The 600-nt window shown below is 51.2% G+C and carries 1 protein-coding gene; it reads left to right on the top strand.

What is annotated here, in order from left to right; all coding sequences use genetic code 11:
* Positions 1–600 (top strand): IS630 family transposase (locus ACZYSM_RS29305; RefSeq protein ID WP_489077178.1); only part of this gene is annotated, 600 nt, incomplete at both ends.

Genomic DNA, 600 nt, shown 5'->3' with positions numbered 1-600 from the left:
CCTCCCGATAAAGCCCTGGTGCTCTGTTGCGATGAGAAGAGCCAGGTTCAAGCCTTGCAGCGCACGCAACCCGGATTGCCATTGGGTATCGGTCATATCCGTACACAAACCCATGACTATGTTCGTCACGGCACGCTCACGCTGTTTGCGGCGATGGATTATCTGCAAGGTCGGCTGATCAGCAGCATTGAAACTCAACACCGACATCAGGAGTGGTTGGCCTTCCTGAAAAAGATCAACCGGGAAACACCCAAGGGTCTGCAACTGCACTTGATCGTGGATAATTACGCCACGCACAAACATCCAGTGGTCAAGGAATGGCTCAAGCGACATCCGCGATTTCACATGCACTTCACCCCGACATCAAGCTCCTGGATGAACATGGTTGAACGCTTCTTCCGAGATATCACCGTTTTCTTACGTGATGGCAGCTTCAGTTCGACACGCGAATTGGCCAGTTCCATTACCACGTTTTTAGCATTACACAATGCTCAGCCAAGCCTATACGTCTGGAATGCAAAAGGTGAAGACATCTTGCGCAAGATCCAGCGTGCGCGAGAGGCGATGGCATCACAGTCCAAAGAGAACGTTTTTTCTGAG

It is taken from the genome of Pseudomonas sp. F220 (assembly GCF_057813935.1).
This window is presented reverse-complemented; position numbering and strand designations above follow the sequence as displayed.